Source organism: Microterricola viridarii (genome assembly GCF_900104895.1).
GTDB classification, from domain to species: Bacteria; Actinomycetota; Actinomycetes; order Actinomycetales; family Microbacteriaceae; genus Microterricola; species Microterricola viridarii.
In genome coordinates this window covers 994,297-1,015,171 of sequence record NZ_LT629742.1, presented here as the reverse complement: position 1 = coordinate 1,015,171, position 20,875 = coordinate 994,297, and the positions used below count along the sequence as shown (strand labels likewise).

Here is a 20,875-nt window from a genome sequence, read left to right as displayed (position 1 = left end):
GAGCGCTGCTGGCTGGCCGGGCCGGCATCCCGTAGCCTCGCCGAATGATCGTGCAACTGAAACTCGTGCTCGACTGCGAGCCGGATGCCGCCTGGCATGCCCTGCAGAGCCCGGCCGGCCTGCGCGAGGTCGCCTCGCCCTGGCTGGACTTCGCCTCGCTCGAGCCGGAGGGACTGCCCACACAGTGGCCGAACGGCGAGCACCTGATGCGGGCTCTCGCGCTGCGCACCGTGCAGGTCGGCACCGTCGCGGTCGACATCACTCGCCCGGGCGACCTGCCGCAGGAGGTGCGGATGCTGCGCGACACCGGCGGGCTGCGCGGCGGCCTTGGCCGGGGGCTGCGCGAGTGGGACCACCGCATGGCGGTCTCCCCCGCACCAGGCGGCACCCTCTACCGCGACCGGCTGCACTTCAGCGGGCCGCTGGCCGCCCCGAGTTGGTACCCGATCTGGCTGTTCTGGCAGTGGCGCGGCCTGCGGCTGCGCCAGCTGGCCCCGACGTGGAGCTTCGACGCCGCGCCGCTCAGATCACAGCCCGCATCTGCGCCTTGATCAGCTCGTAGTCGTGCCGGCTCAGCTCGATCAGGCCCCGCCGCAGCTGGAACCCCCAGTTCGGCGAGGCCGACGTGAAGTCGAGCACGGGGATCAGCGGGCGAATGGATGTCGGCACGGCGAACGGGTCGTAGTCGACGCGGCGCCGCCAGGGCCGGTACGGCTCTCCGAAGGAGTTGGTCATCACGGCGCCGTCCGGGGCCTGGAAGACAGAGTCGTCGGCCACCCGCCCGATCGCGGTGAACTCGCGGAGCACCTCGCCGTCTGGCCCGCTCACCCTGGGCGAGTAGTAGATCAGCCCGTCGGCCTCGCGCAGCCGGGAGACCGCCTGCTTGGAGCCGTGGTTGAGCTGGGCAATGCCGAGCTCGACGCCGCGCAGCACGTGCTCGCGGTGCACCACTCCGAGCCAATAACGAATTGCCATGGCTTGATTGTGGCGCATCTGTGCGACATCCCGCGGCACGTGAAGGCGGAAGCCGGGAGGGAGAGGGTGGGGCCCGGGCAGCTAACCCGAATAGCGCACCGGGCCCCCAACGTGCATCTCGCGACGAACGTGTGGCGCAATAGTCGCACACCTTGACGCAGCTTCTGCGACAAATCGCGGGCGTTTCCGCCCGATTGTCGAAACTTCCTCGGCTCAGGCAAAGCCTGCGAGGGGTTCCTCCCCGCTCGGGTAGACCATCGCCAGCCGTTGGGTGGGTCTGGTCGCCGCGACATAAAGCGCCGCAGCCCCGCGCGGGGACTCCGCGACGATCCCCCGCGGGTCGCCGATCACGACGGCGTCGAACTCCAGGCCCTTCGCCTCGCGGGCGGTGAGCACGGCGACCGGCCGGTCGAGCCCGGCGGCTCCGCGCCCGGTGACCGGGCGGGCGCCGGCGGCATCCAGCGCAGCGTGCAGGGCATCGGCGATCTCGTCGATCGCCGCGGCCGGCACGATCACGGCGAGGTTGCCGCCCGCGGCATCCGCCCGCACCCCGCGAACGGCGTCGACGACGGCCGGCGCGAGCCCGCCGCCGGCCACGACGGTGTCGATCGGCCAGTCACCCTCGCGCACCGCGCGGGCGGGCGTGATCGGCAGCCCGGCGTCGGCGGCGAACTCCTCGGCGGCCCGGGCGATCTGCGCCGGCGTGCGGTAGTTGACGCTCAGCTGCTCGAGCCGCCAGCGGTCGCCGAAGCCGGCGTGCAGGGCGTCGGCCCAGCTGCGCGCACCGGCCGCCGAGCTGACCTGGGCGATGTCGCCGACGATCGTGAAGCTGCGCATCGGCGACTTGCGCACCAGCATCCGCCACTGCATCGGCGAGAGCTCCTGCGCCTCGTCGACGACGACGTGGCCGTAGGTCCAGGTGCGGTCGGATGCCGCGCGCTCGGCCACGCTCATGCGCTCGCCGCGCTCGGCGAAGCCGTCGGCCAGCTGCTCGGCGCTGACCATGCCCTCGACGCCCATGTTGGCGATCGCGGCGCGGGCGTTCTCGATGTCGGCCTCGCGCTGGCGCTCACGTTCCTTGTCTGCGGCGCTGCGGCGCGCGGGCATGTCGCCGAGCAGCTCGGCCGCCTCGTCGAGCAGGGCCACGTCGCTGACCGTCATCGGGGCGGAGCGCGGGCGGTGCAGCAGGGCGCGGCGCTCCGGCGACCAGCGCGGCGTCAGCTCGGCCAGCCACTCCGGGCGGGAGTACAGGTCGCCGAGGAGCTTCTCCGGGGTCAGCGGCAGCCAGGCGGTGTTCAGCAGCACGCGCACGGCGTGGCTCTCGCGCAGGTCCTCGCGGAGGGCGGCGACGTCGGAGTCGTCGATCGCCGCGCCGTTCTTCGCCAGCTGCGCGGCGAGCTGGGTGGCCAGCTCGGCGATGGCGTGCCTGACGAACGTGACGCGGGCGACGTTGTGCGGCTTGCCGGTGCGCTGGGCGCGCTGGATGGCGCCCGCGATCAGCTCCGGCGCGACCGTGATCGTGTCGCCGTTCACCTCGACCTGCTCCGGGCCGGCGGGAACGCGCTGCCGCCCGCGCACGGCCCGGGAGAGCAGGCCGGACATCTCGAGTCGGCCCTTGAGCGCGGCCGTGGCCGGGGCGTCGTCGGCGTCGGCCTCGACGCCCGGGAACAGGGAGCCCAGGGTGCGCATCACGACGCCGGTCTCGCCGAGGGAGGGCAGCACCGCCTCGATGTAGTGCACGAAGGCGGCGCTCGGGCCGACGACGAGCACGCCGGCCGACTTCAGCCGCTCGCGGTTGGCGTAGATCAGGAAGGCGGCGCGGTGCAGCGCGACGGCCGTCTTGCCGGTGCCCGGCCCGCCTTGCACGACGAGGGCGCCGCGCATCTCGGAGCGGATGATGCGGTCTTGCTCGCCCTGGATGGTGGCGACGATGTCGTGCATGTGGCCGGTGCGCTCGGCGGTCAGAGCGGCCAGCAGAGCCCCCTCGCCCTGCAGGGTCCCGGATGCCGCCGCGACGCCGGCGGTGCCGTCTGCGGCATCCGCGCGCAGCTCGTCGAGCAGGGCGGCGTCGAGCACCTCGTCGTCGACGCGGGTGAGCTCGCGCTCGCGCATGGTGAGGTGGCGCCGGGCGCGCACGCCGAGCGGGTGCGCCGCGGTCGCCTGGTAGAAGGCGCCGGCCTGCGGGGCCCGCCAGTCCAGCAGCATCGTGGACTGGTCGGTGTCGCGGAGGCCGATGCGGCCGATGTAGTGGAGGGCGTCGGCGCCGGGGGCGTCGCCGGCCACCTGCAGGCGGCCGAAGGCGATGCGGGCGTCGACCTCGTTCAGCTGCGCGAGGTTGTCCTCGTGCAGCCGGGCGAAGGAGTCGCGCTCGCTGCGCGCCTGGTGATTGCTGCCGACGTTGCCGCGCTGCACGGCGACGAGGCGCTCCTCGACTTCGGCACGCAACTGGTCAAGACGACGGTAAAACGACGCGACGACGGCGCGCTCCCGTTCGAGTTCCGATGACGGCACACGACCCCACTTTCTCCGGCCCGAAAGTCTACGCCTTCTCGGGGGCCGAGAAGCTGAGTGGAGTGCGGCCGCTGGCGGGTGCGGGGCGTTCCGGGCGCGCCGCCGGCCGGAGAATCCGTCGGAATGCGGCGCGCCGTGCCTGAGCGGGCTGGTCTAGTCGACGACGAGCGTTGTCTGCACCGGGGTCGGGTTGGCGAAGAGGTCGAGCACCGGGCAGTGCGCATCGACGGCGGCGTGCAGCTCGCGGTAGCGCGCCTCGGGTTCCGGCCCGCTCACGTTCACGGTGACGCGCACGGCGGTGAAGCCGGGGCGCACCGTGTCGTCCAGGCCGAAGAAGCCGCGCACGTCGAGGTCGCCCTCTGCACTGGCCTCGATCGTGTCGAGCACGACGCCGAGGTTCAGCGCCCACACCCGGTAGCTGACCACCTGACAGGCGATGATCGCCGCCAGCGCCACCTCGACCGGGTTGGCCGCCGCGTTGTCGCCGCCGAGCCCGGCGGGCTCGTCGACCTGGAAGGTGTGCGTGCCGGTGCGGATCGTGGTGCCCACCGAGCCGACGCCCTCCCCGCTTGCGGTGAAGCGCAGTTGTGCCTTCGCTGGCCGCTCGGCGATCGTCGCCACCCAGTTGGTGGCCACGGCGGTGAGTCGCTCGTGGCGGGCCTCCGCCGTGATGGTCGGGACGGCGGGGGTGGTGGACAGGGCTGCTGCGTCGGCGCTCATGGCGTCTCCTTCGAATTCAACGGGCGGGACACGACGCGGCCTGCCCTCTGCAGTGCCGCTGCTGCGACGCTAGGGCCGGGCCGACGGATGCGACAGGGGGCCGCGTCATGCTGCGGCACACGGCGTCATCCGGCGTCATCCGCCCCGCCGGAGTCCCCGCGGATCGGCCCCCAATCGGGCCTTATGCCGGCTTGTGCTAGAATTGTGGAACTTGTGAGTGCGTTGACGCCCTCCTTGCGTCGTAGAACGCATTCTTTCGATGTGCCGAGCTGTGCTGAGTGACAGCAGCGCTCGCGCATCATCATTTGACTCTTCATACGGCGAACGGATGTGCCCACCGGCACCTTCGCCATTTATCCCCGATCGTCGGTCGCGTGGATTGCCCTGCACAGTGCACATGCGCAGCCGGGCAGCCCAGGAATCCGACCGAGATGCCGGTGCGCCCGCGCGCCGCTCGCAGCGGGGTCTGCCCCGAAAGGCATCACTTTGTCTGAAACCACCTTCGCTTCACTCGGCCTCCCGGCCCCGCTCGTCGCCGTTCTCGCGGCCGACGGCAAGACCGAGCCGTTCCCGATCCAGGCCGACACCCTGCCAGACACCCTCGCCGGGCGCGACGTGCTCGGCCGCGGAAAGACCGGCTCCGGCAAGACCATCGCGTTCGCGCTGCCCATGGTCGCCCGCCTCGGCGGCGTGCTCTCCGGCGGCAAGCGCCGCCCGGGTCGCCCGCTCGGCCTGATCCTCGCCCCGACCCGCGAGCTGGCCACGCAGATCACCGCGACGCTGGCACCGCTGGCCGACGCCTACAACCTGAAGACCACCACCATCTTCGGCGGCATCTCGCAGGCCCGCCAGGTGGCGGCGCTCCGCGACGGCGTCGACATCGTCGTGGCCTGCCCCGGCCGCCTCGAGGACCTGATGAAGCAGGGCTTCGTCACGCTGGACGCCGTCGAGATCACCGTGCTCGACGAGGCAGACCACATGGCCGACCTCGGCTTCCTGCCGGTCGTCACCCGCATCCTGAACAAGACCCCGAACAACGGCCAGCGCCTGCTGTTCTCCGCCACGCTCGACAACGGCGTGGACAAGCTGGTCAAGCAGTTCCTGCACAACGAGGTTCTGCACTCGGTCGACGAGGCCAACTCCCCCGTCGCCGCGATGACCCACCACGTCTTCGAGGTCTCCGACGTCGACGCCAAGAACGAGCTCATCAAGACGCTCGCCTCCGGCACCGGCCGTCGCATCCTCTTCATGCGCACCAAGCACCACGCCAAGAAGCTGGCCAAGAAGCTCACCGAGCAGGGCATCCCCTCCGTCGACCTGCACGGCAACCTCTCCCAGCCGCAGCGCGACCGCAACCTGGCCGCGTTCTCCGATGGCACCGCCCGCGTGCTCGTGGCCACGGATGTCGCGGCCCGCGGCGTGCACGTGGACAACGTGGAGCTGGTCGTGCACGTGGACCCGCCCATGGAGCACAAGGCGTACCTGCACCGCTCGGGCCGCACGGCTCGCGCCGGCAGCGAGGGCGATGTCGTCACCGTCATCATCCCCGGCCAGAAGCGCGACCTGCAGCAGCTCATGCGCAAGGCCGACATCAAGGTCGACGTGCAGAGCGTCACCCCGAACTCCCCGGCCGTGACCGCACTGGTCGGCGAGGTCGCCGCGTACGTCAAGCCGCTTCCGGTTGACGCCTCGCGCGGCCAGCAGCAGGGTGGCGGCGGTCGCTCGCAGGGCGCCAACGCCCAGCGCAAGCGCGCACTGCGCGACGGCGGCGACGTCGCCGGGCGCGGCGGTTCGGGCTCGGGCGAGGGTCGCGCACGTCGCGACCGCTCCGGCCGCCCGGCCGGCTCGTCCTCGAGCGACTCGACCCGCGGCGGTCGTGACGGCGGCCGCGAAGGCGGCCGTGGCGGCCGCGATGGCGGCTCGGGTCAGGGCGAGCGCACCGGCGCCGCACGCAACAGCTCTGGGCAAGGCGGCCGTGGCCGTTCCGCACAGGGCGAGCGTTCGGCATCCGGCGCCTCGCAGGGAGGTCGCTCCGGCGGCCTGCAGGTCGGCGGCCTGGTTCGCGGCTCCTCGCAGTCGCGTGGCCCGCGCCGCGCCCAGGGCTAAGTCGCCCTCGGCCCTCTAGGCCTGCCGGGTTCCCGCCCCGCTTCCGCGCGCGAGCGTCATCGCGCGCACCATCTGCTCAGCTCATGCGGAGAGCCGGTGCCAAGGGTATGTCTCGTGCCCCGGCTCTCCCCATACCTCGCATTCCACGAGCGCGCCCGGCCCCAGCGGCTGCCGGCGCGGCTCACACACAGCAGTACTGACAGGCCCGGTTGCGGCGCACACACTTGGTGAAGTATCCCGGGTGGGTGTGTTTAGCCCCGGGCCTTCGGCATGCCCGGGGGCGGAAGCGGGCATGCCCGCAACGCCAGTGGTATGTCACACATCAAAGCGATACGCTCGGAGCATGACCCAGCACGCCACACTGCGCCTCCGCACCGAGGATTACCACACGGCCGGCGAGCCGTTCCGCATCGTCACCGAGGGGCTGCCCCCGATCCCGGGCGACACCGTCGGCGCCCGGCGCATGAACGCCATCGCGAACGAGAACGGCGTCGACCGCATCCGGGAGCTGCTCTGCAACGAGCCGCGCGGGCACGCCGACATGTACGGCGGCTTCATCACCCCCGCCGACGACGACGGCGCCGACTTCGGCGTGCTGTTCTGGCACAAGGACGGCTTCTCGACCGCGTGCGGCCACGGCACGATCGCGCTCGGCGTCTGGGCGGTTGAGACCGGGCGGGTGCCGTCGAACCCCGATGGCGACACCGAGGTGCGCATCGACGTGCCGTCCGGCCGGGTCGTCGCCCGGGTCACCCAGCGGGCCGGCGTGATCGAGTCGGTCACCTTCCGCAACGTCGCCTCGCACGTCATCGCCCGGTCGGTGCCCGTCCGCACCAGCTGCGGCGAGGTGCAGGTGGACCTGAGCTTCAGCGGCGCGATCTACGCCTCGCTCGACGCCTCGACCGTCGGCCTGAGCGTCGCGCCGGAGCACTACACCGATCTCATCGCCATCGGCCGCGAGGTCAAGTGGCTGCTCAACGACTCCCCGCTTGCCCAGCACGCGGCCGACCCCCGCCTCTCTGGCGTCTACGGCACGATCCTGTTCGACGAGCTCCCGCGCACGGCATCCGGCCCGCACCAGCGCAACGTCACGGTCTTCGCCGACGGCGAGGTCGACCGTTCCCCCTGTGGCTCCGGCACCGGGGCGCGCGTGGCGCTGCTGGCCGATGACGGCACCCTCGGCGAGGCCGAGACGCTCACGCACGATTCCATCGTCGACACCCGGTTCACGGCCCGCTTCGAACGCACGGCGGATGCCGCGGGCGACGCGCCCCGGGTCGTCCCCGAGGTCACCGGCTCGGCGTACAAGACGGGCGAGCACCTGTTCACCCTGGACGAGCGCGACGCCCTCGGCACCGGATTCGTGCTGCGATGAGCGCGCTGCCCTTCTACGACGCGGACCAGGTGTTCGGCACGGTCGACTTCGCCGCCGCCGTGCACGCCCTCGACACGGCCCTGCGCGGCGGGCTGGACCCGGCCGCCGCCCTCGGTCGCACCTTCGCCGAGGTGGAGAACGGCCAGCTGCTGCTGATGCCGGCAGAGGGCGCCGGCTTCGCGGGGGTCAAGCTCGCGACCATCGCCCCGGCGAACCCGGCCAGGGGGCTGGAGCGAATCCAGGCGATCTACGTGCTGATGGACTCCGACACCCTGACGCCCATCGCCCTCTTCGACGGCACCGCCCTCACCACCCTGCGCACCCCGGCGATCTCGGCCGTCGCCGTCGACGCGCTGGCACCTGCCGGCCCGGCCACGCTCCTCGTCATCGGCTCCGGCCCGCAGGCGTGGGGCCACGTGCACGCGGTCGCCGCGGTGCGCGAGCTCCGCGAGGTCATCATCACCGGGCGCTCGGCCGAGAAGGCGCAGAGCCTGGTCGAGACGCTCCGCGGCGAGGGCTTCGCCGCACGCGTGGGGAGCGCGGCGGACGCCGCGGGCGCCACGATCATCGTGTGCGCGACGACGGCGAGCGAGCCGGTGTTCGACGGCTCCCTCGTCACGGGCGAGACCGTTGTCGTGGCCGTCGGCTCGCACGAGCCGTTCATGCGCGAGATCGACTCCGACCTCATGGGGCGCAGCTTCGTCGTGGTGGAGGATGTGGCATCCGCGCTACGCGAGGCCGGCGACGTCATCATCCCGATCGGCGAGGGCGCACTGGACGTCGACACGATCGTGCCGATCCACACACTGGTCACCGGGGCGGCGCGGCCGGCCCCCGGCCAGCCGCGCGTGTTCAAGAGCATGGGCATGGGCTGGGAAGACCTGGTGGTCGCCGCCGAGGTGCACCGCCGGGCTCGCTGAACCCAGGCGGCAGCGGATGGACAGGGGCGGCCCGGCACCTCGTGCCGGGCCGCCCCTGTGTTTCTCCGCCGCTGTGTCTCTCGGCCGCTGTTTCGCTGACTCGCTAGGCCCCCAGGTAGGCCTCGATCACGCGCGGGTCCTCGGCGAGCTCGGCGGCCGTGCCCGACATGGTGACCGCGCCGGACTCGAGCACGTAGCCGCGGTCGGCGATGCGCAGCGCGGCGCGCGCGTTCTGCTCGACGAGCAGCACCGTCGTGCCCTGTGCCTTGACCGCGGCGATGATCTCCATCACCTGTTTGACGACGAGCGGGGCCAGGCCCATGGACGGCTCGTCGAGCAGCAGCAGCTGGGGCCCGCCGACGAGCGCGCGTCCGAGGGCGAGCATCTGCTGCTCTCCGCCCGAGAGCGTCCCGCCCTGCTGGGCGCGCCGCTCCGCCAGCCTCGGCATCAGCTCGTAGGCGTAGTTCGCCCGCTCCAGGATCAGCTTCTGGTCCTTGACCAGGTAGCCGCCGAGCAGCAGGTTCTCGTGCACCGTCATGGTCGAGAAGATGCGCCGCCCCTCCGGGATGTGCAGCAGCCCGGCGCCCACAATGTCCCACGGGGTCATCTTGGTCAGGTCGTGGTCGCCCCAGCGCACGCTGCCGGCGCGCGGCCGCACCAGCCCGGAGATCATCGACAGCGTCGACGTCTTGCCCGCGCCGTTGTTGCCGAGCAGGGCGACGATCTCGCCCTGGTTGACCTCGATGCTCAGGCCGCGCAGGGCCTGCACCCGGTGATAGAACAGTTCGACCCCGTCGAGAACGAGTGCGGTCATTCGTCTTCCTCCGCTCCGAGGTAGGCCTCGATGACGGCCGGGTTGGCCTTGATCTCGGCCGGGGATCCGTCGGCAATCTCCTTGCCAAAGTTCAACACGACGATGCGCTCTGAGACTTCCATCACCAGCCCCATGTCGTGTTCGATGAGCACGATGCCCACACCCAGGTCCCGGATGCGGCGGATGAGCGCCATCAGCTCGGCCTTCTCCTGGTGGTTCAGGCCGGCGCCCGGCTCGTCCAGCAGCAGCAGCCTGGGCTGCGTCGCCAGCGCGCGGGCGATCTCCACGCGCCGCTGCTCGCCGTAGGGCAGCTGCGTGACGAACAGCTCCTCGTCGCCGCGGAAGCCGACGAAGTCGAGCCAGCCGCGCGCGTCCTGCGTGCACTGCGCCTCGGCGCGCTTGTAGCGCGGCGTGTGCAGCAACTGGTCGAAGACGTTCTCGCGCAGCCTGCTGTGCATCGCCGTCTTGACGTTGTCGAGCACGCTCATGTCACGGAACAGGCGCAGGTTCTGGAACGTGCGGGACATGCCGCGCTTGGTGATCGTCGAGGGCCGGATGCGGGTGATGTCGTCCCCGCCGAAGAGCACGGTGCCGCCGGTCGGCCGGTAGAAGCCGGTGATGCAGTTGAACGCACTGGTCTTGCCCGCGCCGTTCGGGCCGATCACCGAGACGATCTCACACTCGTGCACGTCGAAGCTCAGCCCGTCCACGGCGCGGATACCGCCGAACTGCACGGCGAGGCCGGAGACGCGCAGCAGCAGCTCGCCGCGGGCGGTCGCGGTCGCGACGGTGTCGGTCATCGGTTCTCCTCCTGGTCTGCCGGGTTGTCGCTGATGGCGTTGACGCCCGCCACGGCATCCGGGATCGAATCGGGGACGGTGGAGGTCACCGCCGACATCCGCTCGATCTCCTCCTGCTCGGCCTCCGCCTCCTCCTTGGCCTGCTGGGCCCAGGGGATGTTGGTGGTGGACACCGGCTCGGCCGGTGGGCGCCGCTTGAGGAACGGCAGCACGAAGTTGGCCGGCCAGAGACCGGCCGGGCGGAAGATCATGACGACGACGAGCAGCACACCGAAGAGCAGGTAGCGCCACTCGGAGAACTCGCGCAGCAGCTCGGGCGCGAGCGAGACGAACAGGGCGCCGATGATCACGCCGGGGGTCGAGCCCATGCCGCCGAGCACAACCGCCATCAGGATCAGCGCCGAGTAGAGGAACTCGAAGCTGGGCGGCGAGATCGCGCTGAGGTGGGTGGCCAGCAGCGAGCCGGCGACGCCGCCCCAGACCGCGCCGATGATGTACGCGGAGAGCTTGGCGGTGTAGCCGTTGATGCCCATGGCCTCCGAGGCGTCCTCGTCGTCGCGGACCGACTTCCAGGCGCGCCCCAGCTTGCCGTTGGCCAGGCGCGCGGCGCCGACGGTCGCCAGCCCGAGCGCCACGATCACGACGAAGAAGTAGAACAGGATCTTGGCGTTGAAGTGGATCCCGAACAGATCGGCGCCGTCGGCGAAGGACCAGCCGAAGAACGACCAGGTCGGGATGCCGTGGATGCCGCTCGCCCCGCCGGTGATGCTCAGGTTCGTCGCCGTGATGCGGATGATCTCGCCGAAGCCGAGGGTCACGATCGCGAGGTAGTCGGAGCGCAGCCGGAGCGTCGGGCCGCCGATGACGATGCCGGCGAGGATGCAGGCGAGAACGACGAACGGGATGGTCTCGAGCATGGTGAAGCCGAGGGTCGTCGACAGGATGCCGGAGGTGTACGCCCCGACGGCGACGAAGGCGATGTAGCCGAGGTCGAGCAGGCCGGCGTAGCCGACCACCACGTTCAGCCCCATCGCGATCATCACGTAGATGAACGCCGAGGTGAGGATCGAGATGATGTAGGGCGAGGCCGTGATGAACGGCAGCACGAGCGCGCCGATGAACAGGGCCAGGCCCAGCAGGCCCATGAAGCGCTGCGGAGCCAGCAGGCCGCTCAGCGGCCGGGGCCGGCTGAAGAGCGGCTGCGGCGCCGTGATCCGGGTGAGGCGGTCCAGCCGCGGGAGCAGGTTCTTGTCGGCCACGGGTCACATCCTTTCTACGACGCGGGACCCGAGGATGCCCGTCGGTCGGATCGAGAGGAACAGGATGAGGCAGCCGAAGGTGAAGACGTCGCGCCACTCGCCGCCGAGGGCGAAGGTGCCGAAGGACTCCAGCAGGCCGAGGACGAGGCCGCCGAGCATGGCGCCCTGCATGTTGCCGATGCCGCCGATCACGGCGGCCGTGAACGCCTTGAGGCCGATGGTGAAGCCCATCAGGAAGTCGATCGAGCCGTAGTAGGTGCCGGCCATCACGCCGGCCGCGCCGGCCAGCGCGGAGCCGATGAAGAAGGTGCGCGAGATGACGCGGTCGACGTTGACGCCCATCAGCAGCGACGCGCGCGGGTCCAGGGCGATCGCGCGCATCGCGCGGCCCTCGCGGGAGCGCATGATGTAGCTCTGCAGCACCCACATGAGCAGGCCGGCGATGACCATGAGCACGATCTGGGGCGTCGAGATGCGTGCGCCCAGGAAGTTGAAGGCCTCGCCGCTCAGCCGGAAGGGGAACACCTGCGGGTCAGCGCCGAAGATCTGGCGCACGCCGTACTCGATGGTGAAGGAGACGCCGACGGCGGTGATCAGCACGGCCAGCCGGGGGCTCGAGCGCAGCGGCCGGTAGGCGACCTTCTCGATCAGCACGCCGAACGCGCCGGTCAGCAGCATGGTGATGAGCAGCACGATCAGCAGGATCGGCAGGGAGGCGACCCCGAAGAGGCCGACCGCACCGCCCAGGATGACGAAGGCGATGAACGATCCGAGCATGTAGATGTCGCCGTGCGCAAAGTTCAGCAGCTTGATGATGCCGTAGACCATGCTGTAGCCGAGTGCGACGAGGGCGTAGAAGGAGCCGACGAACAGCCCGTTCCAGATCAGCTGGAAGAGCTGATCGCTAAAGAATTCAGTCACGAGTGGAGCTCCCAAGGGACGGGGAGGGCGCGGCCCCAGAAGAGCCGCGCCCTCAGCGGATGGACTTAGCCCTGCAGGTCGTCCTTGAGAATGAAGCTGCCGTCCGGGCCGATCTGGACGATGGCGAAGCCACCCTCTGTCAGGGTGCCCTCCGGCGTGAAGGTGAGCGGCCCGGAGAAGATCGGGAAGCCGTCCAGACCGCGCAGCGCCGCGATGATGGCATCCGTCTCGGTGCTGCCGGCATTCTTGATCGCCTCGGCGACGACGCGCACGGCGTCGTAGGACTGCGTCGAGTAGGGGCCGGGCTCTGCGCCGAACGCCTCCTTGTATGCGGCGATCCAGTCACCTGCACCCTCGAGCATGTCCGGCGTCTGGGTGAAGGTGCCCACGACGTTGTCGGTGTAGCCGGCGCCCGCGATCTCGGCGAACTTCTTGTCGACGCTGCCGTCGCCCACCAGGATCGGGCCGCTGTAGCCGGCATCGATCAGCTGGCGGGTGATGAGCGCGCCCTCCTGGTAGTAGCCGGTCCAGACCACGAAGTCGGGCTTGGAGGTGATCACGTTGTTGACGTTGGCCGAGTAGTCCTTTTCGCCCGGGGTCACCGACTGGTCGAGCACGACCTCGATGGTGCCGTCGGCCTTGGCCATCTCGACGAACGTGCTGGCGAGGTCCTTGGAGTAGTCGGTGTTGTCGTTCAGCACGGCGACGCGGGTGGCGCCGGACTTCAGCGCGTACTTGAGCGTCGCGGCGGCCTGCTGGGTGCCGGTGCCGTTGATCAGGAACACCCCGTCGAGGCCCGCCTCCACCAGCTTGTTGGAGTTCGCGGCGGGAATCACCATGGGGATGCCCGCATCGTTGAAGATAGGCAGCGTCGGCAGCGTGGCGCCGGAGCAGTACCCGCCGACCGAGGCGACGATGCCGGCGGTGACGAGCTTGTTGGCGGCGGCGACGGATGCCGTTGCATCACAGGCGTCGTCCTCGGTGATGAGCTCGAGCTGGCGCCCGTCGACCCCACCGTCGGCGTTGAGCTCGTCGACGGCCATCTGCGCGCCGTTCTCCATGTACACGCCGAACGCAGACTCGGAGCCGGAGAACGGGGCCAGCATGCCGATCTTGATGGGGCCGGAGCTGTCGCCGCCGGCCTCGCCCCCGCCGCCGAGCCCACCGGAACACCCGGTGAGGACGAGGGCCGCGCTCGCGAACAGGGCCGCGGGAATCAGGACGCGTGAGATACCGCGTGAGCTGCGAAGAGTCATGAAGTTCCTTCCGGGATACAACTTTGGATCGTCGGATTCGATGGGCCCGTGGCACATCTACTGTGTGACATATTACATAAGTGGGTGCATTCCGACAGCCCCCGTTCGCGCTTCATGGTCACGTTTCGATGACGTTCACGACGAGCGCGCCCGGCTAGCCGACCCGGGCGGCCAGACTCCCGAACAGGCGCTCCGCGACGCCGTCGCCGTGCAGGCCGTCGTGCTCGAACTCGTTGGTGACCCAGGCGTTCAGGGCGCCGACACGGCCGGCCGTCTGCAGCGAGAGGCCGGCATCCACGTACATGTCGTCGTGGTAGACCACGGCCTCGACCGGCACCTCGTTGGCCGCGAGCCGGGGCAGCGAGTACAGCTCGATCGGGTCCTCCCTGACCATCAGTCGCTCGACCGCGGCCTGGAACGGGCGGAGCGCGCGGATCTGCTCGAACATCCAGGGGTACATCATCTCGCCCGTGAAGTGCAGCGGCCGGGCGGACGGGTCGAGCTGCGGGTGCGCGGCGAGGGCGCGCTGCGCGGCCCATCGCGCCGGCGCCCCGCCGTAGATGCTCTCCTGCAAGACGGCGAAGAGCGGGTTGGTGTCGAAGGCCGTCCGCGCGCGCACGGCCGAGAGGAACGTCTCGGACAGTCGGGTCTCCGCCGTGTCCGACCACGCCTCGTCGAAGATCCAGTGCAGCCGGTCAGCGCCCGGCTTCATGCCGAGGTCGAGCCCCAGGCTCTGCAGCCGCGGCACGGTGAGGGTGTCGCCGTCGGGGAGCAGGACGCCGCCGGCCGCGACGGCATCCGCGACCCTGGCCACCCGTTCCCGGTCGCCGGGGAAGCGGGCGTAGAAGCGCTCGTTCTTCTCGAGCACGCGCGGGTAGGTGCGCCGGTACACCTCATCGGCCGAGGGCTCGAGGCTGGGCAGCCCGCCGGCGACGGCCGAGGCGATGATCGCCTCCGGCGCGGTGGAGAGGTAGTGCAGCGTCAGGAATCCGCCGTAGCTCTGGCCGAGGGTCCACCAGCGCTCGCCGCCGAACACCTGCGCGCGCAGCGCCTCGAGGTCGCGCACGATCGAGTCCGCGCGGAAGTGGCGCAGGTAGTCTGCGCCCTCCTCGCCGCCGGGGAACCGTTCCATGGTGTGCGCGGTGACGGCGCTGCTGCGCCCGGTTCCGCGCTGATCGGGGAGGATGACGCGGAAGCGGTCGAGCGCGGCCCGCAGGAATCCTTCCCTGCCGGTCGGCCGCGGAGACTTGCCGCCCGGCCCGCCCTGCAGGTACACCAGCAGCGGCAACTTCTCGTGCCGCCTGGCGCCGTCGACGAGCTCGCGGGCGAAGAACTCGATGCCCTCCCCCGACTCCGGGTTGCCCCAGTCCACCGGCACCGTGATGCGGTGGTCGCGCACGAGGATGCCGTCGGCGATCGTGTACTCGGCGCCTGTGGCCGTGGCGTGTGCTGCGGTGCTCATGCGTGCTCCGATCAGGCCCGGCCGGAGGTGCGCACGCGCGAGTCCATCAGGGCGTAGAGGGTGTCGATGATGATGTTGACGGTCACCACGAAGACGCCGCCGAGCAGCACGATCGCGATCACGACGGGGCGGTCCTGGTTGTTCACCGAGGTCACGGCCAGGCTGCCGAGCCCGAGCAGGCCGAAGACCTGCTCGATCACGATCACGCCGCCGAGCAGCAGCCCGATGTCGATGCCGAGCTGGGTGACCAGCGGGGGCATGGCGCTGCGGAAGGCGTGCCGGTAGATCACCCGGCGCTCGCTCAGCCCCTTGGCCCTGGCCGTGCGGATGTAGTCCTGGCCGAGCACCTCGAGCATCTGTCCCCGGGTGAGCCGGGCGTAGACGGCCGCCACGACGAGCGCGAGAGTGGTCCACGGCAGGATCAGGTGCCACGCCCACTGCCCGGCCCCCGCCGTGAGCGGAACGTAGCCGCTCGGTGGGAACAGCATGACGCCGAAGCGGGTGGGCAGGAAGTACAGCGTGTACAGCGCGACCATGCCGAGGACGAAGGTCGGGAAGCTGATGCCGATGATGGCGAACGACTGCCCGATGCGGTCGCGCAGGCTGCCGGGTCGCTTGGCCGAGCTGATGCCGATCGGGATGCCGATCGCGAGCCAGAGCACCATGCCGCCGAAGACGAGCGACAGCGTCGCCGGGATGCGCGCGACGATGAGGTCGGCGACGGGCACGTTGCTGCGGTAGGAGTAGCCCAGGTCGCCCTGCAGCAGTCCGCCGACGAACTTCAGGTACTGCACGTAGATCGGCTGGTCGAGCCCGAGCTTCACGCGGATCTGCTCCATCAGCGCCTCGGTCGCCTTGTCTCCGGCGATGATGCGGGCCGGGTCGGACGGCGAGACGTAGAACAGCACGAACACGAAGATGCTGAGCAGGAACAGCACCAGCAGACCGAAGCCGATGCGGGGCAGAAGGAAGCGGAACAGCATTATTTGCCGCCTCTCGCGCTGGTCGGGTCGAGGGCGTCGCGCAGCCCGTCGCCCAGGAGGTTGAAGGAGAGCGTCGTGACGAGCAGGGCCGTGCCGGGCACGATGACCATCCACCAGGCGACCAGGTAGAGCGAGTTGTTCGCGGCGTCCGCGAGCATGCCGCCCCAGCTGGGCGTCGGCGGCACGATGCCGAGCCCGAGGAAGGACAGCGTCGCCTCGAAGACGATCGCGCTCGGGATCATCAGGGTGGTGTAGATGAGGATCGGCACGATCAGGTTGGGCAGCACGTCGCGGTACATGATTGAGAACCCGCTGGCGCCGAGCGAGCGCGCCGCCTCGACGAACTCGCGGTGTTTGAGGGCGAGCACCTGGCCGCGGATGACGCGGCCGAGCCCGGTCCAGCTGAAGAAGACGATCACCGCGATGCTGAGCGTCAGGCTCGGCCCGAGCACCGAGACGAGCGCGATCGCGCAGAGCAGGAACGGGATGCTCATCACGAGGTCCATCACCCGGCTGAGCACGGTGTCCGTCGCCCCGCCGAAGAAGCCGGCGGTGAGCCCGACGGTGATGCCGATGCCGGCCGCGAAGAGCGAGGCGACCACGCCGACGAGCAGCGAGATCTGCGCGCCGTAGGCGAGCCGCACGAGGATGTCGCGGCCGAGCTGGTCGGTGCCGAGCAGGAACTCGCTGTTCGGGGCGACCGGGATCCCGGCCGGGCTCAGACCGGTCTCGCGGAACTGCTCGGTCGGGCCGTGGCCGGTGAGCTCGGCGATCAGCGGGGCGGCCAGCGCGAACGCGAAGATCAGCACGATGACGAGCATCGAGACGAGGCTCGCCGGGTCGCGCACGAGCCGGCGCAGCGTCAGCGAGGTCGAGCTGCGCTGGACGACGGCGGCCGCCTCCCTGGCGGCGCGGCTGGGGGACTTCGGGAGGATCGTCATGCCGCCACCCGCTCTCCGGCCGGGACGCTCTCGACGAGGCTGCGCACCGCGCCCCGCTCCGGTGCCACCTCGCGGGCCGCGGCGGCGAGGAGCACCTTGGTGAACTCGTGCTGCGGCCGCTCGTAGATGCTCTGCGCGTCGCCGAGTTCGACGATCCGCCCGCCGTCCATGACCGCGATCCGGTCGCAGACGTGCCGCACGACGGAGAGGTCGTGGGAGATGAAGAGGTAGGTCAGGCCGAACTCCTTCTGCAGGTCGTCGAGCAGGTTCAGCACCTGCGCCTGGATCGACACGTCCAGCGCCGAGACGGGCTCGTCGAGGATGATCAGCTCGGGGTTCAGGGCGAGTGCGCGGGCGATCCCGATGCGCTGCCGCTGGCCGCCCGAGAACTGGGAGGGGAAGCGGTTGTAGTGCTCGGGGTTCAGGCCGACGAGCTCCATCAGCTGCTGCACGCTGCGCAGACGCTCCTGCCCGGAGGAGACCTTGTGGATGCGGAACGGGTCGCCGATGATCGAGCCGACGCGGCGCCGGGGGTTCAGCGAGCCGAACGGGTCCTGGAACACCAGCTGCACCTGGGTGCGCAGCTGGCGCCACTCCCGTTTGGAGAGCGAGGCGACGTCCCGACCGTCGAAGGTGACGGTGCCGCCGGTCGGCAGCTCCAGCCCGGCGATGACGCGGGCCAGGGTGGTCTTGCCGCAGCCGCTCTCGCCGACCAGCCCGAGCGTCTCTCCCCGCCTGACCGTGAGGTCGATGCCCTTCAGCACGTGCGCCTCGGCGCGCTTGCCGACGGCGAAGCTGAGCTCGAGGCCCGAGACCTCCGCGATCGGCACCTCTGCCGGGGCCGTGGCGTGCCCGAGCTCGAGGTCGATGGCCGTGGAGATCGCGGATGCCGGTTCGGCGAGTTCGCTCGGGGCCTCCTCGAGCCAGCACTGTGCCTCGACGCCGTCGTCGTAGCGGCGGATGGGCGGCGGCGCGGAGCACGCCGCCGACACGTCGGGGCAGCGCGCCGCGAACGGGCAGCCCGGCCCGGGAGCGAGCAGGCTCGGCGGTTTGCCCGCAATCGGGATGAGCCTCGTCCCCGGCTCCCGGTTGAACGAGGAGGAGCGGAGCAGGCCGGCCGTGTATGGGTGCGCCGGTGCGGCGAAGACGGCCTCGACCGCGCCGGTCTCCATCCGCCGCCCGGCGTACATGACCATCACCCGGTCGGCGACGCGCCGGAGCACGCCGAGGTCGTGGCTGATCATGAGGATGGTGGTGCCGAGCTCGCGCCGCATCTCGTCGAGCAGGTCGAGGATCTGGGCCTGCACCGTGGAGTCGAGCGCGGTCGTCGGCTCGTCGGCGATGACCAGCGCCGGCTTCAGGACGAGAGCCATCGCGATCATGACGCGTTGCCGCATGCCACCGGAGAACTGGTGCGGGTAGGAGTCGAAGCGCTTCTCGGCGTTGGGGATCTTGACCTTCTTGAGCATCTCGATCGCGCGGGCCTTGGCCTCCGCGTGGCTCACCTTCTCGTGCGCCTGGATCTGCTCGACGATCTGCCAGCCGATCGTGTACTGCGGGTGCAGGCTGCTCAGCGGGTCTTGGAACACCATGCTGATCGCGCGGCCGCGGATGCTGCGCAGGCCCTTGTCGTCGAGCGCGAGCAGGTCGACGCCGTCGAACAAGACCCGTCCGGACGTCTCGGCGGCCGGGACGAGGCCCATGACCGACTGCACCATGACGCTCTTGCCCGAGCCGGATTCGCCGACGATCCCGAAGAACTCGCCGGGCTCGACGCTGAACGACACGTCTTGGACGGCGTGCACCGTGCCGTCTTCCGTTGGGATCCGAACGGTCAGGTTCTGTACTTCAAGAATCGGCATCGCTAGCGGCCTCTTTGCTGATAGTGCGGTGCCGGGCGGGGGTCTCCCGCCCGGCACCAGGTGTACTCAGACGATCCGGTTTGACCGGGCTACTTCTTGAGCTGCACGTTCGTCCAGTCACCGTTCTGGCTAAGCGCGTACGGCGTGAAGCCGACGACCCGGTCGCTGTGGTAGTTCGCCTTGAGGCGCGACGCGATCGGCAGGATCACGGCGTCGGCGAGGACGCTCTCGTCGACCTTGTGCCAGAGCGCGGCAGCCTCGTCGGGGCTCGCCGCCAGCAGGGCCTGCTTGGCGTACTCGTTCGCCTCGTCGTTGTTGTAGTCGAGGTAGTTGTACGCCTGCGGGGTGCCGTTGAAGGTGAACTGCGGCTGGAAGACCGAGCGGGCCGCGCCGCCCTGCCAGTCCGGCGACCAACCGACCAGCGCGATGTCCCACACGCCGTTGACGGCGTTGTCGTGGTTCGTCATGAGGTTGGCGTAGTAGTCGGTCGGCGGCACCGGGGTGAGCTCGATCGTGAAGCCGGCCTTCTCGAGGCTGGACTGCACGGTCTGGGCGATGTCGGGCTGCAGGCCGAGGTTGCGGTACGGGAACTTGAGCGTGAGGCCGTTCGGGTAGCCGGCCTCGGCGAGGAGGGCCTTCGCCTTCTCGGGGTCACCCTTGGACCCGGCGGTGGGGTACGGCTCGTACGGCAGGTAGCCGACGATGCCAGGCCCGAAGATGCCGTTGTTGACCGCGGCCAGCTCCTCGCCGCCCATGGTCTGGATGACGGCTGCCTTGTCGACCGCGTACTGCAGTGCCTGGCGCACGCGGATGTCCTGGAGCGCCCCGCCGTTGTTGGAGGTCTTGGTGTTGATCCACATGAACTGGTCGACGCCGCCGTTCGGCATCGTGCTCAGCTTCGTGTCGTTCACGGCCTTGAGCTGTTGGATGTTGGCCGGGCTCGGCTGGATGTCGAAGAGCAGGTCGGCGGAGCCGGCCTGCAGCTGCTGCATCGCGGAGTCGCCCTCGACGCCCATCGTCATCTCGATGCGGTCGACGTATGCCTTGCGGAGCGTGTCGGAGTCGGCGCTCCACGCGTCGTTGCGCTTGAGCACGAGGAGCGCGTCCGGGCTGTGGCTCTCGACCGTGTACGGGCCGCTCGCGACGAAGTTGGCGCGGTACTCCGGCGAGTCGGGCAGGTAGTCCAGCGCCTCGATCGGCGCGGGGGCCGCGGCGTCGAGCGAGACCATGTAGATGAAGTCGCTCGCCGGCTCGGTGAGCGTGACGACGATCGTCTTCTCGTCCGGCGACTCGATTCCGGTGATGTCGCTGTTCTCGATGTAGTCCTTCATCGAGGCGGCATCCGGCGCGACATCGGCGAAGCCGGTGCAGAAGGTGTCCATGCCCTCGATCAGGAACTGGAAGTAGCCGAGCATGGCGCCGGACATCAGCGGGTTGCACAGGCGCTTGATGCCGCGCTCGAAGTCGTTGGCGACGAGGGGGCGGGCGCCGTCGGGGGCGCCCCAGCTCACGCCGTCGCGGAGGGTGAAGGTGTAGGTCAGGCCGTCTGCACTGGCCTCCGGGAGCGCGGCGGCGAGGTCGCCCTCCGGCACGATGCGGGCGTCCGGGTCCTCGACCGTCGGGTATCCGATCAACGAGCGCGAGATCGCGTGCATGACGCCGGCCACGGGAACGTAGGCCGTGAGCTGCGGGTCGAGGTGGTCGACGTCGCCGTTGGCGAGGACCTTGAGGGTCCCGCCGGTCGCGCCCTGGCTGTCTGTGCCGCCGTCTCCAGGTGTCGAACAGGCCGCGGTGGAGAGAATCGCGACTGTGCCGACGATGGCAATTGCACTCTTGAAAAGCTTCGTCATCTTTCACCATGTTCATCGTTGAATATGGGCACCCGGTTGGCACCTGTAGTAGGTGACATGTTACATATTTGAGCCGAGGCTGGCTAGCGTCAGTGCGGAATCGTGACCTAGCCAGCCTGG

The 20,875-nt window shown here is 70.2% G+C and carries 17 protein-coding genes; 4 read left to right on the top strand and 13 right to left on the bottom strand.

Annotation, left to right across the window (positions count from 1 at the left end; genetic code table 11):
• The first annotated feature begins 44 nt into the window (after window positions 1–44).
• The gene (locus BLT62_RS04615; RefSeq protein WP_083363010.1) at window positions 45–551 is read left to right on the top strand and encodes a hypothetical protein; all 507 of its coding nucleotides are present in this window, start codon (window positions 45–47) and stop codon (window positions 549–551) included.
• Here BLT62_RS04615 and BLT62_RS04610 read toward each other — a convergent pair.
• From BLT62_RS04610 to BLT62_RS04600, 3 genes are all read right to left on the bottom strand, one after another.
• The gene (locus BLT62_RS04610; protein ID WP_231919344.1) at window positions 523–975 is read right to left on the bottom strand and encodes an EVE domain-containing protein; all 453 of its coding nucleotides are present in this window, start codon (window positions 973–975) and stop codon (window positions 523–525) included. The genes BLT62_RS04615 and BLT62_RS04610 overlap by 29 nt on opposite strands.
• 213 nt (window positions 976–1,188) lie before the next feature.
• Entirely contained in the window at window positions 1,189–3,486 is a 2,298-nt protein-coding gene (locus BLT62_RS04605; protein WP_083363008.1) for a HelD family protein, read from the bottom strand.
• A 153-nt stretch (window positions 3,487–3,639) separates the two neighbouring features.
• Complete coding sequence (locus BLT62_RS04600) at window positions 3,640–4,206, bottom strand: OsmC family protein (protein ID WP_083363007.1); 567 nt, start codon at window positions 4,204–4,206, stop codon at window positions 3,640–3,642.
• 486 nt (window positions 4,207–4,692) lie between these two features.
• Between BLT62_RS04600 and BLT62_RS04595 the strand changes: the two genes are divergently transcribed.
• From BLT62_RS04595 to BLT62_RS04585, 3 genes are all read left to right on the top strand, one after another.
• Window positions 4,693–6,312, top strand: a complete 1,620-nt coding sequence (locus tag BLT62_RS04595) for a DEAD/DEAH box helicase (protein ID WP_083363006.1) — start codon at window positions 4,693–4,695, stop codon at window positions 6,310–6,312.
• Between the two features lie 343 nt (window positions 6,313–6,655).
• On the top strand, window positions 6,656–7,687 hold the full coding sequence (locus tag BLT62_RS04590) for a proline racemase family protein (RefSeq protein ID WP_083363005.1): 1,032 nt from the start codon (window positions 6,656–6,658) through the stop codon (window positions 7,685–7,687).
• Window positions 7,684–8,607, top strand: coding sequence for an ornithine cyclodeaminase family protein (locus BLT62_RS04585; protein WP_083363004.1), 924 nt, complete (start codon window positions 7,684–7,686; stop codon window positions 8,605–8,607). The genes BLT62_RS04590 and BLT62_RS04585 overlap by 4 nt, the downstream gene beginning before the upstream one ends.
• A 103-nt stretch (window positions 8,608–8,710) precedes the next feature.
• Here the strand turns inward: BLT62_RS04585 and BLT62_RS04580 are convergent, their stop codons facing one another.
• From BLT62_RS04580 to BLT62_RS04535, 10 genes are all read right to left on the bottom strand, one after another.
• Window positions 8,711–9,421 (bottom strand): ABC transporter ATP-binding protein, encoded by a 711-nt coding sequence (locus tag BLT62_RS04580; protein WP_083363003.1) that lies wholly within the window; start codon window positions 9,419–9,421, stop codon window positions 8,711–8,713.
• Window positions 9,418–10,221 (bottom strand): ABC transporter ATP-binding protein, encoded by an 804-nt coding sequence (locus BLT62_RS04575; protein WP_083363002.1) that lies wholly within the window; start codon window positions 10,219–10,221, stop codon window positions 9,418–9,420. Before BLT62_RS04575 ends, BLT62_RS04580 begins: the two co-directional genes overlap by 4 nt.
• Entirely contained in the window at window positions 10,218–11,480 is a 1,263-nt protein-coding gene (locus tag BLT62_RS04570; protein WP_231919343.1) for an ABC transporter permease subunit, read from the bottom strand. Before BLT62_RS04570 ends, BLT62_RS04575 begins: the two co-directional genes overlap by 4 nt.
• 3 nt (window positions 11,481–11,483) lie before the next feature.
• Window positions 11,484–12,401 (bottom strand): branched-chain amino acid ABC transporter permease, encoded by a 918-nt coding sequence (locus BLT62_RS04565; RefSeq protein ID WP_083363001.1) that lies wholly within the window; start codon window positions 12,399–12,401, stop codon window positions 11,484–11,486.
• A gap of 65 nt (window positions 12,402–12,466) precedes the next feature.
• Window positions 12,467–13,657: a branched-chain amino acid ABC transporter substrate-binding protein gene (locus BLT62_RS04560; protein ID WP_083363000.1), complete on the bottom strand. Its 1,191-nt coding sequence runs from the start codon at window positions 13,655–13,657 to the stop codon at window positions 12,467–12,469.
• Between the two features lie 154 nt (window positions 13,658–13,811).
• Window positions 13,812–15,119, bottom strand: a complete 1,308-nt coding sequence (locus BLT62_RS04555) for an alpha/beta fold hydrolase (RefSeq protein WP_083362999.1) — start codon at window positions 15,117–15,119, stop codon at window positions 13,812–13,814.
• Between the two features lie 11 nt (window positions 15,120–15,130).
• Complete coding sequence (locus tag BLT62_RS04550) at window positions 15,131–16,102, bottom strand: ABC transporter permease (RefSeq protein ID WP_231919342.1); 972 nt, start codon at window positions 16,100–16,102, stop codon at window positions 15,131–15,133.
• Window positions 16,102–17,043: an ABC transporter permease gene (locus tag BLT62_RS04545; protein ID WP_083362998.1), complete on the bottom strand. Its 942-nt coding sequence runs from the start codon at window positions 17,041–17,043 to the stop codon at window positions 16,102–16,104. The genes BLT62_RS04550 and BLT62_RS04545 overlap by 1 nt, the downstream gene beginning before the upstream one ends.
• Window positions 17,040–18,905 carry an ABC transporter ATP-binding protein gene (locus BLT62_RS04540; RefSeq protein WP_083362997.1) on the bottom strand — a complete coding sequence of 622 codons (1,866 nt, stop codon included), beginning with the start codon at window positions 18,903–18,905 and terminating at the stop codon, window positions 17,040–17,042. The genes BLT62_RS04545 and BLT62_RS04540 overlap by 4 nt, the downstream gene beginning before the upstream one ends.
• Window positions 18,906–18,994: 89 nt before the next feature.
• Window positions 18,995–20,755, bottom strand: coding sequence for an ABC transporter substrate-binding protein (locus tag BLT62_RS04535; protein ID WP_083362996.1), 1,761 nt, complete (start codon window positions 20,753–20,755; stop codon window positions 18,995–18,997).
• Between the last annotated feature and the right edge of the window lie 120 nt (window positions 20,756–20,875).